Below are 15,701 nucleotides of genomic sequence, written 5' to 3' on the forward strand. Positions count from 1 at the left end.
GTGGTTTTTTCTTATCTTGAAATTTATTTGCATACTTAGACCAAATATTTAGTTTTTTTCATTTCTTTTTGTTTGCATATGTTGCTAGGATGTTTGCAACAGGTTATGAGCATCATAACCACACACATATTATAAGAACACAAAAAAACAGGGTCGTCACTATGCCAACATACCGTTTAAAAACACTTGCTGTAGCCGTTGCTTTCGCGTTTAGCGCACCAAGCATTGTTAACGCAGAAGAAGCACCAGTGCAAGCTGCTAAAAACATTGAGCAAATATCTGTATTAGGATCGCGTGTATCTAACCGTACTTCTACTGAGTCTTCTTCTCCTATTGATTTAATTGACGCAGATGATTTAACCAAAGGTGGCTTTACCGAGCTTGGCCAAAGCCTGCAAGCGACAGCGCCTTCATTTAACTTTTCGCGTACACAAGTATCTGACGGTTCTGATTTATTTAGACCCGCCACACTTCGTGGCTTACAGCCAGATCAAACCCTTGTATTAGTAAATGGTAAACGTCGCCATAACCAATCAATTTTTGGCCTTAACGGTACGGTTGGCGCAGGCGCTGCGGGTACCGATATGAATGCCATTCCGCTAACGGCCCTTAAAGGCGTTGAAGTATTACGCGATGGCGCAGCGGCGCAATATGGCTCTGATGCTATTGCAGGCGTAATTAACTTATCTCTTAATAACTCAACCGGTATTACAACGGGTTTTGTACAATACGGCGGCACAAGTGAAGGTGACGGCGACACTATTTCAGCAGGTTTAAACCGTGGTTTTGAATTAGGCAACGAAGGCGGCTTTATTAACCTATCGCTTGAGTACCGTGATGCCGATGGCACTAACCGCGCCGAGCGTGATACGGGTGGTTCGCTTAATGTTGAACCAGGTACGTTAAGTGAAGACGTACGCTGGGGCCAAGGTAACTCAGAAAGTGAATTTACGTCGTTATTTTACAACATGGCATTACCAATGGGCGACGGCGAGCTTTACTCGTTTGGTGGCTACTCAGAGCGCACGGCGCTGGGTAATGGTTTTTACCGTAATTTTAACGAAGCGTCTAAAAACGTAACCCAAGTATATAGCGATGGTTTTTTACCGCGCATATATAACGAAGCACAAGATATTTCAGTCGCGCTTGGTTTTAAAGGCGATATAAACACAGATTGGAATTACGATGTATCGGCTGTTTATGGTGAAAACCAATACGACTTTACATCACGCAATACATTAAACGCTTCTTACGCGGCTGAGTATTTATTTAACAACCCAAGTGCAAGCGATGCCGATATTGCAGCAAACTCAGGCCCTAGTGGCGGTTACTCAGGTGGTTTTAGATTTGATCAAACAACGGTTAACCTTGATGTAAACGGTATTGTAGATATTGGCCGTGGTGAACCTTTATATGTAACAGTAGGCGCTGAATACCGTAAAGAAAACTACGAAATAGTGCCTGGCGATGAAGCATCATACGCCTGTGGACTAGCAAATATGGATACCTCGTACCCATCAGTAAACGATCCGGATCAATTTGCACAGTGTGGTTTTCAGGCTTATAACGGCCTACGCCCTGAAGCGGCTAACGATAGCGACCGTAACAGCTACGCAGTTTATGTAGACGTAGAAACTATGATCACCGACGCATGGAACGTCAGTGGTGCGCTACGCTATGAAGATTTCTCAGATGCTGGGGATGATTTAATTGGTAAATTAGCAACACGTTATGAATTTTCAGATGACTTTGCAGTTCGTGGTGCGGTATCTACTGGTTTTAGAGCGCCATCACTTCAACAAAGTGGTTATACAGCCTTTACAACTAACTTAGGTTCAGACGGCACATTAACGCAATCGTTCACTGCAAACACCGGTACAGCCTTCCCAAGTGCGTTAGGCGTAGATAGCTTAGAGCTTGAAACTTCAACAAACTACAGTGCTGGTTTTGTTTACGATGTAACAAGCGAGCTTTCACTAACGGTTGATTTTTACCGCGTAGAAATTGAAGACCGTATTACGCTTGGCAGCTTACTTACGGCTGACGACGTATCGTTTAGCTCAGACGCTGTAGCAGCGCTACAAGCAACGGGAGCAGTACAAGCTAATTACTTCTCAAACTCGGTTGATTCTACTACGCAAGGTGTTGATATTATTGCATCGTACCGCACTGAAGTTGAAGGCGGTAATTTAGGAGTAACCTTTGCAGGTAACCTAAACGATACTAAAATTGACGGCGTAAATGCTGAAGACGGTATTCCTGAAGCGGTTGCTTTTGATGATTTACAACGTAGCTTTTTTACCGACGGACAACCGAGCGAACGTGCAACGCTTACGTTTGACTACGAACGCGATGCCTACACATCAACCATTCGCTTTAACTACTTTGGCGAAACAGATGTAAAATACTTTGGTAACGACCATATTTCATTACCAGGTGAGCTTTCGCCAACAGGGTCGTTTAAACCAACAAGTACGGTTGAATCTGCTGTGTTAGTTGACTTAAACGTGAGCTACCAAATTAACGACATGTTTGCGCTTTCGGTGGGTGCCGATAACGTATTTGACGAAACGCCAGACGAGCTAGGCGACGACGAAGTACTTAACTTTATCACCAACGGTGCATTTAAATACCCTGTACGCGCATTGCCATACGGCTTTGACGGCAGAACGTACTATGCAAAAGTAAGCTTTAGTTTTTAATTATCTTATAAAAAAGTAAAGCAAACTAAGTAATATTAAGCGCAGTTATTAACTGCGCTTTTTTTATGCTTTTTTATTATAAAAAAGTACCTGTTGGGCATTAAAAATACTTGCGCGGTTGAAAATTAAGCCTACAATCGCCATCTCTTAAATAGGCCAACATAAAAGCCTCTTTATTATTTAACTTAAAATAACCATTAGTTGATAGGTAATATATGACTAAAAAATCTAAAGCAAAAACCGCAAACACCAGCGCGGTAGATACAGGGCGAGGCGTTATAAACCACAATGCACTAGCGGCGATGGTCACCTCTAAATTATTTAAACCACAAGTGGTTAAAGCTAAAAAAGGCAAAGGTTCGTTTAAACGCAACAACAAGCATTCAGGACAAGAGTCCTATTTAATCGCGGCTTAAATAGCACCGATCAAATAGGGCTTTTGAATATAGTAAGCGAGGTTTTACACCTCGTTTTTACTTTTAAAGCATACAAGCCACGTTACATAAGCGCGAAATAAATTCGCACCTACGGGTTTGGTATTTGTACGGTGTAGGTGAGGTTTATACCTCGCGTTCACTTTTAGAGCATTTAAGCCATGTTACATAAGCGCGAAATAAATTCGCACCTACGGGTTTAGTGTTTGCACGATGTAGGTGAGGTTTTATACCTCGCTTTTGCTTTTAAAGTATTAAAGCCACGTTACATGAGCGCGAAATAAATTCGCACCTACGGGTTTGGTGATTGCAAGATGTAGGTGAGGTTTTATACCTCGCTTTTACTTTTAGAGCATTAAAGCCATGTTACATGAGCGCGAAATAAATTCGCACCTACGGGTTTGGTGTTTGCAAGATGTAGGTGAGGTTTTATACCTCGCTTTTATTTTTAAAGCATTTAAGCCACGTTACATAAGCGCGAAGTAAATTCGCACCTACGGGTTTGGTGTTTGCACGATGTAGGTGAAGTTTTATACCTCGCGTTCACTTTTAGAGCATTTAAGCCATGTTACATAAGCGCGAAATAAATTCGTACCTACGGGTTTAGTGTTTGCACGATGTAGGTGAGGTTTTATACTTCGCTTTCACTTTTAGAGCATTTAAGCCATGTTACATAAGCGCGAAATAAATTCGCACCTACGGGTTTGGTGTTTGCACGATGTAGGTGAGGTTTTATACCTCGCTTTCACTTTTAGAGCATTCAAGCCATGTTACATAAGCGCGAAATAAATTCGCAGCTACGGGTTTGGTGTTTGCACGATGTAGGTGAGGTTTTATACCTCGCTTTCACTTTTAGAGCATTAAAGCTACGTTACATGAGCGCGAAGTAAATTCGCACCTACGGGTTTGGTGTTTGCACGATGTAGGTGAGGTTTTATACCTCGCTTTCACTTTTAGAGCATTCAAGCCATGTTACATAAGCGCGAAATAAATTCGCGCCTACGGGTTTGCTGTTTGCACGATGTAGGTGAGGTTTTATACCTCGCTTTCACTTTTAGAGCATTAAAGCCACGTTACACGAGCGCGAAGTAAATTCGCACCTACAAGTTTGTAGAGCACGGTGGTTTAAACTGCTGTGCTGAATTTTTAACTGTTTGTGATGGGTTTTCACCAAATAGTTGCGTGTAATCTTTAGCAAATTGTCCCGCATGCCAAAATCCCCAATTGGCTGCTATTACTGAAATTGGCTTATCTTGGTTTGGTTTTTTTAGTTCCCGCCTTACATTATTTAAACGTGTTAAACGTAAAAACCGCAAAGGATTAATTCCTAAAATACTCTCAAAACTATACTGAAGTGTGCGCCTACTTACAAAAGCAAGCTCGCACAGCTCGGTTATGGTTATTGGGTTTTGTGGATTTGTGGCCACGTAATCTTTTACTTTATCTACTACGGCTTTTCGATGTTTATAACTTGGCGCAATATTTTGCTGCGGATTGTCTGCTTGTAATAAGTGTAGTGCCAACATGTTTAGCATATCTTGTTGCGATTCGGTTTTAAGTCCAAAGCCCTTGCCTACAACCATGCTATTAATTATTTGCCTTGCCGTTTGCAATGATGAGTTGCTTACCGATAAGCGAGCTGATTGTGCTGATGATAGGTTTTTCAATGTTACGCCTTGTAGCTGCGCCATATATTCAATTGAATTCCAATCGATTACCAAACCATAAATATTAAATTGCTCAGGGGTTATCAGCTCAAAGTCATTATCACTTGTGCGGCACATAAATTGATTACTTGCCACACTTAGACCATTAATCTTACTTTGCTGCGACTGACAAGGAATGCCAAGCCAAACAGAATTGGGGGCGATGTTACATTGCTGACGAAGCGCTCGCTCGGTGTATTCTTTAAACACATGAATATTGACGTAATCTGTTTCTTCAATAAAACCATAAAAGCTGCCGTCGCTCATTTGATCGTATTTTTGCTGCCATTGAGTAAGGCTATGCGCTTGCTCGTCTATATCGTGTGTTTGCACCTTGCTCTTTAGTGGTGCGTTGTAGCTACTTTGCTGCGCCATATAGGGGATGCTCTTTTTCGTTACACTTTTATTATGGTTAAGTTAACACCGCTTTGCGTGTGTAACCAATTGAATTGGATTAATAAATAATCTTTTGCCGAAATTCGATAGTTACTTGGTACAAAATAAGCTGTCTTGTAACTATTGAAAATTGATTTATAGCTAAAGATGCAGCAAAACCTATACCAAGGTTTATCATATTAGTTATGTGGAGTAAATCATGGGGCAAGCGTACAGTTACACTTTAGGTACACACACTTATAAATTCAAGAACTTAGCCCAGTTAATGGCTAAAGCAACGCCACAGCGTTCAGGTGATCGCTTAGCGGGTGTCATTGCACAATCAGCACAAGAACGTGCTGTGGCTCAAATGACATTGGCCGATGTACCTCTTAAAACATTTTTAAATGAGGCACTTATTCCCTACGAAGATGACGAAATTACACGCTTAATTATTGACGAGCACGATGCCAATGCCTTTATGGCTATTGCACATTTAACCGTAGGTGATTTTCGTAATTGGCTTTTAAGCGACTTTGCAACACCCGCTGTACTTGCAAGTATAAGGCAAGGTATTACGCCCGAAATGGCTGCTGCAGTTAGCAAAATAATGCGCAATCAAGATCTCATATTAATTGCTAAAAAGTGCCATGTTACAAGTGCTTTTAGAAACACTATTGGCCTTCCTGGGCATTTATCTACACGTTTACAACCCAATCATCCAACTGACGATATTAACGGTATTGCTGCATGCATGCTTGATGGGCTGCTATACGGTAATGGCGATGCCGTAATAGGTATAAACCCAGCAACCGACAACGTTGCCCAGGCCATTAAATTAATGACATTAATGGATGATGTTATTCAAAAATACGCCATACCGACGCAAAGCTGTGTGCTTACACATGTTACTAACACTATTGAATGTATAGAAGCTGGCGCGCCGGTTGATTTGGTATTTCAGTCGATTGGCGGCACGGAGGCTACTAACTCAAGTTTTGGTTTTAATTTAAATACCTTAGCTGAAGCGCAAGATGCCGCTTTGAGTTTAAAGCGCGGCACTGTTGGCAATAATGTGATGTATTTTGAAACTGGGCAAGGCAGTTCGCTTTCAGCAAATGCGCATCATGGCCTTGATCAGCAAACGTGTGAAGCTCGCGCTTATGCAGTTGCTCGTAAGTTTGATCCGTTACTGGTTAATACCGTGGTGGGATTTATTGGCCCTGAATATTTGTTTGATGGTAAAGAAATTACCCGAGCAGGACTTGAGGATCACTTTTGCGCTAAGTTACTAGGCATACCGATGGGGTGCGACGTGTGTTACACCAATCATGCAGAGGCCGATCAAAACGATATGGATAATTTGCTAACGCTATTAGGTGTTGCAGGTTGCTCGTTTGTAATGGGAATACCTGGCTCTGACGATATTATGCTTAACTACCAAACTACGTCGTTTCATGATGCATTATATGTGCGTCGAGTTCTTGGCTCTAGACCCGCCCCTGAGTTTGAAGCATGGCTAAGCAAAATGAAAATTATGCAAAGCACTACCGACATCACACTTTCAGATACCTTGCCTCCCGCTTTTGCTAAACCTCTGGGTGCAATTGCTGGAGGTGGCTCATGAAATCACGTTCAAAACCGACCACTCCATTAGATAACTCAGTAAATGAGCATAAAAATAACGGTAATGTAGTGCACAACCCTTGGAGTGATTTACGCCGCTTTACCGACGCCCGTATTGGGCTTGGTCGCGCCGGTATAAGTTTGCCAACCTCAGAAATGCTGGCTTTTCAGCTATCTCATGCACAAGCGCGTGATGCGGTGAGTTTTCCGCTTGATATTAACGCAATGACTGAGCAACTAGGCAATATTAGTGCTCTAAAAGAGGTTGCCCCTCCCCTGCATTTACACAGCCAAGCCGTTGACAGGGTTACTTACCTTCAGCGACCCGATTTAGGCCGTAAACTTGATGAAAATGGTAGGCAAGTACTTCTCAGCTATATGAATAAACAAAAGCACACTGCGCAGGCTAAATACGATTTAGCAATTGTAGTGGTTGATGGACTCTCGTCGTTGGCGGTACAAAAAAATGCATACCCATTTATAACAGAGCTATTAACGCACCTTACAACAGACAAGCAATTTAAAATTGCTCCCATTACTTTGGTTGAGCAAGGGCGAGTAGCGATTGGCGACGATATAGGTGAGTTGCTAAATGCGCAGGTGGTTATGGTGTTAATAGGAGAGCGCCCAGGACTTAGTTCGCCAGATAGCCTTGGCTTGTATTTAACATGGGAGCCCAAAACAGGACTTAACGATGCATGTCGTAATTGCATATCGAATATTCGCCCTGCAGGCCTACCTTATACAGAAGCGGCGAGACGCGCACTGTACTTATTACGTGAAGCTAAAAAACTGAAACTAACTGGGGTTAATTTAAAAGACCGCACACAAGATGATGTAATTGAGCATCAGGTTTCAACCACTAACTTTTTAATTGCTGAGTAATTTTAATTAAAAACACATGAAATAAAAAAATAAAAACTAAACATCAACGGAGAAAGGTTATGTCTACTAATAATAATACAGAGTACCTTGCTAAAAGACAGTTAAAACGTGGTACTGCGGGGTGGTTATTGCTCGCAGGTTTGGGTGTGTCGTATGTAATATCGGGTGACTTTGCAGGCTGGAACTTTGGTATCGCCGAAGCCGGTTGGGGTGGTTTTGCGATTGCTGCAGTATTAATGGCGGTTATGTATTTAGCGCTTGTACTATCGCTTGCTGAAATGTCAGCTGCAATACCTGCTGCAGGCGGTGGTTATAGTTTTGCGCGTCAAGCTATGGGGCCAGCGGGAGGCTATTTAACCGGGCTTGCCGTATTAATTGAATATGCCTTAGCACCCGCTGCTATTGTTATTTTTATTGGTTCGGCAGTTGAAGCCCTCACCGGGTTTAATGGCCCATGGGTATATGCATTATTTTACTTACTATTTGTGGGAATTCATTTAGCGGGCGTAGGAGAAGCGCTTAAAGTAATGATGGTAATAAGTGGTTTAGCGGTATTAGCTATTATTGCAACGGCTTTTGTTTTAATCACAAATTTTGATGCATCGCGCTTATTTGACGTCCCCGTAACAAATGCAGTGGGAGCCAGTGAGTTTTTACCTTTAGGTTGGTACGGGGTTTGGGCTGCATTACCGTTTGCCATGTGGTTATTTTTAGCGGTTGAAGGTGTACCGCTTGCTGCAGAAGAAGCAAAAGATCCCGCTAAAGATGTGCCAAAAGGCATTATTGGTGCAATGATCTTTTTGTTATTTACTGCTTTTTTAGTTGTTGTTTTAGTACCTGGTGCTGGCGGTGCTGCTGCAATGGGGGCAAGTGCTGTGCCTTTAGTTGATGCATTAAATGCATCCGGTAGTGAGGGCTTAGCAACCGTTGTAAATATATTAGGGCTTGCGGGTTTAGTTGCTTCGTTTTTCTCTATTATTTATGGTTATAGTCGCTTAGTGTTTGCTCTATCTAGAGCCGGTTATTTACCACGTTCGTTGTCTATTACGACTAATCGCAAAGTGCCAGCACGTGCGTTGATTGTACCGGCAGTATTTGGCTTTTTAGTATCACTCAGTGGTGAGGGTGACTTAATACTTGCAATGGCAGTAGTAGGTGCAACGCTCTCGTATGCATTAATGGCGCTGAGCCATATTTTACTCCGCGTTAAACAACCTGATTTACCTCGCCCGTACAAAACTCCAGGTGGCGTAGTTACGTCAAGTATTGCTTTAGTACTTTCGCTTATAGCATTAACGGGTGTGTATGCGTTTGACCCTCGTGCATTTTTATACACTATGGTGCTGTTTATTGTGGGCACCGCATATTACTTTGGCTATAGCTCAAAACACTTAGTTGCTAAAAGCGCTGATGAAGAGTTTGCAATGTTGGCAAATGCAGAATCTGATTTAGAAATGGCTAAGTAGGTATTAATAGTTATTAAATATAAGTGAGGCTACCCCTCACTTATATTTTTATACGTACAATACGATGTAAAAATAGTGCCTGCATGTAGGCATCAAGTCCTTTATCTACTTTATTAATACCGTTTAAAACTAAAACTTTATGTTGCCGCGTAGCGCTTTGTTTTGCCCGTGTTTGGTTTTTTTGTCCATGCGTTTTCGCTGTGAATTACGGCTGGGTTTGGTGGCACGACGCGCTTTATTAACAACGGTAGCACTAAGTATTAAATCTTTTAAGCGCTTAAGGGCATCTTCTCGGTTTAGCTCTTGCGTACGGTGGCTTTGCGCTTTAATTATTAAAACGCCCTCTTTGGTAATTCTTGTATCATTTAAGGCTAGCAAACGCTCTTTATAAAAATCAGGTAATTTAGAGCGGTTAATATCAAAGCGTAAATGAATTGCACTTGCGACTTTGTTAACATTTTGACCACCGGCACCTTGCGAACGAATAGCCGTTAGCTCTAGTTCCCATTCATCGATAGTGACAGTATTTGAAATTGTTAACATTGTGTTCAGCTCTATTTGTCAAAAATGTATTATATCATCAGTACATTAGCTTGTGGTGAATGAACTAAATTCTTAGAACTTAAATAAATTCTCATAAATTGTACTATAAAATCAGCCAATATATTATTTTGTGTTGGCAAGTGTTGCTTATTAGTTTCTAATTGGCACAACTTTAATACTAGGAAATGCTCAATGAAAAAAATACTTGTATCACTTAGCTTATTAGCAATGAGTTTCTCAAGCCTTGCAGTAGATATTAACGAAGGTCAACTTCAAAGCTATATGAAAGCACTGCCAGCTGTAACGAGCTGGGCAAGCAGCCAAGAGTCTTTAAAAGACTTAGACTTAGCAAGTATGTTAGGTGGTTCTGCAGATCAAAGTGTTGACGAACAAAGCTCTTTAGCTAATAGCGCACTAAGCATGATTAAAGAGCAAGACCTATACAAAAGCTTCGCGGGTGTTACAGGGCGCTACGGCTTTACACCAGAGCAACTAGTAACTGTAGGTTCTGAAGTATCAATGGCTTATATCGAAAACCTTAAATCGGGTTTATCTGCTGATAATCAAGAAACAGCGAATAAAGTAATGGGCGGTTTTCAAAGCATGAAAAGTGCTAAAGATAAAGGCGCTAGCTCGTTAATGGGTTCGTTTGGTAAATCGTCAAGCGCAGCTGAGGAGTCTACAGAGTCTTTAGTAAGCGAAAGCAACCTTGAACTTGTGAGCGAATACATGCCACAACTACAAAAGCTTTTTGCACTTCTATAAGTTTTATTGTTTTATAAAAAGGTGGCTTTTGCCGCCTTTTTTAATGCCTAATTTTAATATGACTTAGATAAATTACAATATTTTATAAGTAATACTGACCGGGACTATATGCAAAAACGGGGGAGTAAATTATTACTCCCCCGTTTTTATTTAGCGTACAGATTATTTAAGATCGAATCTGTCTGCGTTCATTACTTTTACCCATGCGTTTACAAAGTCATGTACAAAGCGCTCTTTGTTGTCGTCTTGTGCATAAAACTCAGCAAGTGCGCGCAATATAGAGTTTGATCCAAATACTAAATCAACGCGTGTTGCAGTCCATTTAGTAGTGCCACTTTTACGGTCTACTATATTGTATAAACCTTTTTGAGTTGGCTCCCAACGGTTTGACATGTCAGTTAAGTTTACAAAGAAGTCGTTGGTTAATGAGCCTACGCTATTTGTAAATACGCCGTGTTCGCTGCCAGCATAGTTAGTACCTAGTACTCGCATCCCACCAATAAGTACCGACATTTCTGGTGCACTTAATCCCATTAGTTGGCTGCGCTCTAGTAATAACTCCTCCGCTGACACTGCGTAATCTTTTTTCAGCCAGTTTCTAAAACCATCGTGGATTGGTTCTAGTACATCAAACGATTCTGCATCAGTCATTTCATCTGTTGCATCTCCACGTCCTGGAGCAAACGGCACGTTTACATCAACACCGGCTTGTTTTGCAGCTTGTTCTACGGCTGCTGTACCACCTAAAACAATTAAGTCGGCGATGCTAACAGGTTTACTCAAGCCAGCCTGCACTTTTTCAAGCGCACTAAGTACTGATGTTAAACGTTCTGGCTCATTACCTTGCCAATCTTTTTGCGGTGCTAAACGAATACGTGCACCATTTGCGCCGCCACGTTTATCAGAACCACGATAAGTACGTGCGCTATCCCAAGCTGTATTTATTAAATCAGCGGCACTAACACCACAATTTAATAATGTGGTTTTTAGATTGCTAATTTCGTCGTCTGTTAATGTGTAATCAACGGTTGGAATTGGATCTTGCCAAATTAAGTCTTCGCTTGGTACGTCAGCACCTAAGTAACATGATTTAGGACCTAAATCGCGGTGAGTTAGTTTAAACCAGGCACGTGCAAACACGTCTGAAAAGTAGTCAAAGTCGTTATAAAAACGCTCAATAATTTTACGGTACGTTGGATCCACTTTCATGGCCATATCAGCATCTGTCATCATTGGGTTTAAACGAATTGATGAATCTTCTACATCGACAGGCTTGTCTTCTTCTTTAATATTAATAGGCTCCCACTGATGAGCACCTGCAGGGCTTTTAGTGAGTTCCCATTCGTAGGTTAATAAAAGCTTACAGTATTCGTTATCCCATTGTGTTGGGTGCGTAGTCCATGCGCCCTCTACACCTGATGTAACTGTATCGCGGCCAATACCACGGGTTGTAGTGTTATTCCAACCAAGGCCTTGCTCGTGTACGTCAGCTGCTTCTGGTTCTGGTCCTAAGTTTTCTGCTTTGCCATTACCGTGCGCTTTACCTACTGTGTGTCCGCCTACCGTTAATGCAGCGGTTTCTTCGTCATCCATTGCCATACGTGCAAAAGTTTCGCGAATTTGGGCCGCTGTTTTAAGCGGATCAGGAATACCATTTACACCTTCAGGGTTTACATAAATTAAGCCCATTTGTACTGCGGCTAATGGGTTTTCCATGGTGTCTGGTTTATCTACACTTTCGTAACGGCCGTCACTTGGCGCTAACCATTCTTTTTCAGCTCCCCAGTAAACGTCTTTTTCAGGGTGCCAAATATCTTCTCGGCCGCCCGCAAAACCAAAGGTTTTTAAACCCATTGATTCGTATGCCATGTTGCCCGCTAAAATAATTAAGTCGGCCCATGAAAGCTTGTTACCGTATTTTTTCTTTATCGGCCAAAGTAAACGACGCGCTTTGTCGAGGTTACCGTTATCTGGCCATGAATTTAGTGGCGCAAAACGTTGATTACCTGTACCACCGCCTCCTCGGCCATCGGCTAAACGGTAAGAACCCGCTGAATGCCATGCTAGACGAATCATTAAACCGCCGTAATGTCCCCAATCGGCTGGCCACCAATCTTGGCTATCGGTCATTAAGCTTTTTACGTCTGTTTTTAGCGCGTCAAGATCGATTGATTTAAATGCTTCAGCGTAATTAAAGTCGCTATTGTATGGGTTTGATTTGGTGTCGTGCTGATGAAGAATGTCTAAGTTTAGGGCATTTGGCCACCAATCAGTATTGGGATTAGACGTTTTAGTATTACTGCCGTGCATGACCGGACATTGGCCTGCTTTAGGGTTGCTCATTCTGGAATCCTTATAATAGAAAAGTAAAATACTTAATCAATCAGTATTGTTGCTTATGTATTTATAACTTTTTAAAAAGTAACGGTTATTTTTATTTAATCGGCTTACTTATTATTTAGTGTGCCTGCCTAAACACTTACGTATCCTTAATATAGGCGCATAAATTATGCTACGCCAGCCTCAACATACTATTTAAAACGATTGCTCCAATTTATATTTTTGATTGGCCTTTTGCTAATGATGTATTTAACAATAGCTTTGTAATTACGTTCAAAATAATAGTAAAAATAAATTTGATGACGCTCGTATAAGGTATTACGTAAGATAAAAAAACAAATTAGTGAATTAACCTTAACCTTTTTACTAGACCTGTGATCGAATTGAAAAATTTCGGCGTAATGGTATGTGAAGGGTTTGAAAGTGGCTTTAATTTATTTAAAGCGCACATTGGAATACCCCCCTTCACCATGAAATTGTAGTTATATAGTTATAATTATAAAGGTGCATTACTTAAGCCCAATGCACCTTTACTTTATAAACCGAATACTTTGAGTATTCTTATATTTTTAACTAATTGAATTGAATTAAGTATTTGTTCATAAAGATTCAGTTAGTATGAAGTTGTTCTCCTGTGAATCCCTACGACATATTGTTGTTTTAAGCAGTTTTTGCCAGCTCATATTGAGCTGGTTTTTTTTTGCCTATTTTTTTCCTAAAACCACCTAAGTATTAGCAAAATGCTCATGCTTTACCCTATTATTGCTAAGCTCACTGGGCTAAAAAATTCTTACAACTATTGCTCCTATCTAAATTAGGTCAATTTTAATCCTGAAAAGTCAACGCGCCCTAGTGCCATTCAGCCCTGCATGTTAAAGTTATTACAGTAATTAATTTAATTAGGCGTACCGATGCGTTATTACCTATCTACACTTTTTGTTTGTTTAACTTTTTTTTCGGGCATAGTAAATTCTGCTGAACAAAAACCAGCAGCCCCTACAGCACAACAAGAGCAACAAGCCCTCAAACAACTTAAAGAGTCTATGTTTAAACCGCTAATGGAGCGCTACATACTCGACGAGCTAAAAGCCGTAAGGCAAGATCAACAAAAGCTCCGTGAGGATGTAACTAAGCAAGTTACTCATGCACAGCTTGATACTGCAGATCGCGCGTTAACATACACTACCGATACTATTAATAATGTATTTTTTATAATTACCGCTACGGCTTCTATTTTGGTTTTAGTGGGCTGGAACTCACTACGCGATGTTAAAAACAAAGTAGAAGATATTGTAAATACACGTGTAAGTGTAATTACTGACGAGTATGAAGACCGATTAAAAATTCTTGAAGAAAAACTACGCGTACGCTCAGAAGAAATACTCAGTAACCAAGAGCGTATATCGGTTACCAACGAGGTTCATTCGTTATGGATGCGTGCCAATTTAGAAAGTGATTTTGCTAATAAAATTGAAATATTTGATGAGATTTTAAAACGTAAACCAGAGGATGTTGAAGCCATTGCTTATAAGGCCGATGCGTTATTAGAAATAAATGAAACAGCACAAGCCATTGAATTGTGTAATCAAGCCATTGATATAGATAGTGTTTATGGTTATGCCTATTGGCAACGAGCATGTGCTTATGCGCTAACACATAAGCATGCAGATGCATTAGCCGACATTAAAATGGCACTTGAATACTCTCCAAATTTACGTAATGAGCTATTACATGAGAGCGCATTTGCAAGCTTACATGACAACGACAGCTTTAATACTATAGTAGCTGGTGAAGTTGTTTAAGCACTCAGTATTTGGCCTGTATGATTAGGCGCAACATCATAAAAAAGGGCCTTGGCCCTTTTTTTGTTTTTAAAGGTTAAGTTTGTTGTGTAATTAGAAGCTTTACTGCGCTCTACAAACTCTGCTCTACCGTAGAGTTAAGACCTAAAGTGATTAATTCACAAAGAGGTTTAGAGACGCTGCGCTTTTAGAGAAGAGCTTAGAAGTTAAAATAATCAGAAGTTGTGCTTCTAACATGAGCAACAAGTCATACTCTAAACTTGGTATAAACACTGCTATTCGCGCCGGTTACAAGCTTTTAAAGCAACGCTTGTACTTTTATAATGCCGAGTCAGCATTGGTTTTGCTCTTCTCATTTGCTCCTCTTTTTCTTCTCTGCGTGCATACTATTTTTTAGGGCTGTTATACACAAATAGGTTTAGAGACGCTGCGCTTTTAGAGAAGAGCTTAGAAGTTAAAATAATAAAAAAAATCAGAAACTGTGCTTCTAACATGAGCAACAAGTCATACTCTAAACTTGGTATAAACACTTCTATTCGCGCAGGTTACAAGCTTTTAAAGCAACGCTTGTACTTTTATAATGCCGAGTCAGCATTGGTTTTGCTCTTCTCATTTGCTCCTCCTTTTCTTCTCTGCGTGCATATTGTTTTTTAGGGCTGTTATACACAAATAGGTTTAGAGATGCTGCGCTTTTAGAGTAGTTAGCTTAAGTAATTAGAAGCTGTGCTTCTCGCGCGAGCAAGCTTAGCGCCTACGTGGAAAACTTAACGCGGTGGTTAAAATTCACTTGTAGACGCGCTGCTTGCGGGCGTTTAAAAACGCAGTTTTTAGGATGGGTGATTAAGTAATTAGAAGCTGTGCTTCTCGCGCGAGCAAGCTTAGCGCCTACGTGGAAAGCTTAACCGGTGGTTAAAATTCACTTGTAGACGCGCTGCTTGCGGGCGTTTAAAAACGTAGTTTTTAGGATGGGTGATTAAGTAATTAGAAGCTGCGCTTCTCGCGCGAGCAAGCTCTGCGCCTACGTGGAAAACTTAACGCGGTGGCTAAAATCCACCTG

10 protein-coding genes are annotated in these 15,701 nt (G+C 41.0%); 7 read left to right on the forward strand and 3 right to left on the reverse strand.

Features of this window, described 5'->3' with window-relative positions; genetic code table 11:
- Positions 1-161: 161 nt before the first annotated feature.
- Both I6E72_RS08060 and arfA read left to right on the forward strand, forming a co-directional pair.
- The gene (locus I6E72_RS08060) at positions 162-2,702 is read left to right on the forward strand and encodes a TonB-dependent receptor plug domain-containing protein (RefSeq protein WP_197111787.1); all 2,541 of its coding nucleotides are present in this window, start codon (positions 162-164) and stop codon (positions 2,700-2,702) included.
- Positions 2,703-2,917: 215 nt separating this feature from the next.
- The gene (arfA, locus tag I6E72_RS08065) at positions 2,918-3,118 is read left to right on the forward strand and encodes a ribosome alternative rescue factor ArfA (protein WP_002963106.1); all 201 of its coding nucleotides are present in this window, start codon (positions 2,918-2,920) and stop codon (positions 3,116-3,118) included.
- 1,118 nt (positions 3,119-4,236) lie between these two features.
- On the opposite strand, the gene I6E72_RS08070 is transcribed toward arfA, so the two are convergent.
- Positions 4,237-5,217 (reverse strand): helix-turn-helix domain-containing protein, encoded by a 981-nt coding sequence (locus tag I6E72_RS08070; protein ID WP_197111789.1) that lies wholly within the window; start codon positions 5,215-5,217, stop codon positions 4,237-4,239.
- Between the two features lie 220 nt (positions 5,218-5,437).
- Here I6E72_RS08070 and I6E72_RS08075 point away from each other — a divergent pair, with 220 nt between their 5' ends.
- The 3 genes from I6E72_RS08075 to eat are packed head-to-tail and all read left to right on the forward strand — an operon-like array spanning position 5,438 to position 9,194.
- Entirely contained in the window at positions 5,438-6,844 is a 1,407-nt protein-coding gene (locus I6E72_RS08075; protein WP_165741313.1) for an ethanolamine ammonia-lyase subunit EutB, read from the forward strand.
- Positions 6,841-7,728: an ethanolamine ammonia-lyase subunit EutC gene (gene eutC / locus I6E72_RS08080; protein WP_165722936.1), complete on the forward strand. Its 888-nt coding sequence runs from the start codon at positions 6,841-6,843 to the stop codon at positions 7,726-7,728. Before I6E72_RS08075 ends, eutC begins: the two co-directional genes overlap by 4 nt.
- Before the next feature lie 59 nt (positions 7,729-7,787).
- Positions 7,788-9,194, forward strand: a complete 1,407-nt coding sequence (eat, locus tag I6E72_RS08085; RefSeq protein WP_197111791.1) for an ethanolamine permease — start codon at positions 7,788-7,790, stop codon at positions 9,192-9,194.
- Between the two features lie 129 nt (positions 9,195-9,323).
- Here eat and arfB read toward each other — a convergent pair whose 3' ends face one another.
- On the reverse strand, positions 9,324-9,737 hold the full coding sequence (gene arfB / locus I6E72_RS08090; protein ID WP_007583522.1) for an alternative ribosome rescue aminoacyl-tRNA hydrolase ArfB: 414 nt from the start codon (positions 9,735-9,737) through the stop codon (positions 9,324-9,326).
- Positions 9,738-9,929: 192 nt separating this feature from the next.
- Here arfB and I6E72_RS08095 point away from each other — a divergent pair, with 192 nt between their 5' ends.
- Complete coding sequence (locus I6E72_RS08095) at positions 9,930-10,502, forward strand: hypothetical protein (RefSeq protein WP_010555231.1); 573 nt, start codon at positions 9,930-9,932, stop codon at positions 10,500-10,502.
- A gap of 162 nt (positions 10,503-10,664) precedes the next feature.
- On the opposite strand, the gene katG is transcribed toward I6E72_RS08095, so the two are convergent.
- Positions 10,665-12,845 carry a catalase/peroxidase HPI gene (gene katG, locus I6E72_RS08100; RefSeq protein ID WP_165728797.1) on the reverse strand — a complete coding sequence of 727 codons (2,181 nt, stop codon included), beginning with the start codon at positions 12,843-12,845 and terminating at the stop codon, positions 10,665-10,667.
- 908 nt (positions 12,846-13,753) lie between these two features.
- Between katG and I6E72_RS08105 the strand changes: the two genes are divergently transcribed.
- A complete protein-coding gene (locus I6E72_RS08105; RefSeq protein WP_007583526.1) occupies positions 13,754-14,644 on the forward strand; it encodes a tetratricopeptide repeat protein in 891 nt (296 codons plus the stop codon).
- Positions 14,645-15,701: the final 1,057 nt, after the last annotated feature.

It is taken from the genome of Pseudoalteromonas sp. NSLLW24, assembly GCF_015864725.1.
GTDB classification, from domain to species: Bacteria; Pseudomonadota; Gammaproteobacteria; order Enterobacterales; family Alteromonadaceae; genus Pseudoalteromonas; species Pseudoalteromonas arctica.

What these genes read in the sequence shown, in the direction of transcription:
- I6E72_RS08095 (WP_010555231.1), top strand. Translation starts at nt 9,930, where the DNA reads ATGAAAAAAATACTTGTATCACTTAGCTTATTAGCAATGAGTTTCTCA.
- I6E72_RS08075 (WP_165741313.1), top strand. Translation starts at nt 5,438, where the DNA reads ATGGGGCAAGCGTACAGTTACACTTTAGGTACACACACTTATAAATTC.
- arfB (WP_007583522.1), bottom strand. Translation starts at nt 9,737, where the DNA reads ATGTTAACAATTTCAAATACTGTCACTATCGATGAATGGGAACTAGAG.
- arfA (WP_002963106.1), top strand. Translation starts at nt 2,918, where the DNA reads ATGACTAAAAAATCTAAAGCAAAAACCGCAAACACCAGCGCGGTAGAT.
- I6E72_RS08060 (WP_197111787.1), top strand. Translation starts at nt 162, where the DNA reads ATGCCAACATACCGTTTAAAAACACTTGCTGTAGCCGTTGCTTTCGCG.
- I6E72_RS08070 (WP_197111789.1), bottom strand. Translation starts at nt 5,217, where the DNA reads ATGGCGCAGCAAAGTAGCTACAACGCACCACTAAAGAGCAAGGTGCAA.
- I6E72_RS08105 (WP_007583526.1), top strand. Translation starts at nt 13,754, where the DNA reads ATGCGTTATTACCTATCTACACTTTTTGTTTGTTTAACTTTTTTTTCG.
- eutC (WP_165722936.1), top strand. Translation starts at nt 6,841, where the DNA reads ATGAAATCACGTTCAAAACCGACCACTCCATTAGATAACTCAGTAAAT.
- eat (WP_197111791.1), top strand. Translation starts at nt 7,788, where the DNA reads ATGTCTACTAATAATAATACAGAGTACCTTGCTAAAAGACAGTTAAAA.
- katG (WP_165728797.1), bottom strand. Translation starts at nt 12,845, where the DNA reads ATGAGCAACCCTAAAGCAGGCCAATGTCCGGTCATGCACGGCAGTAAT.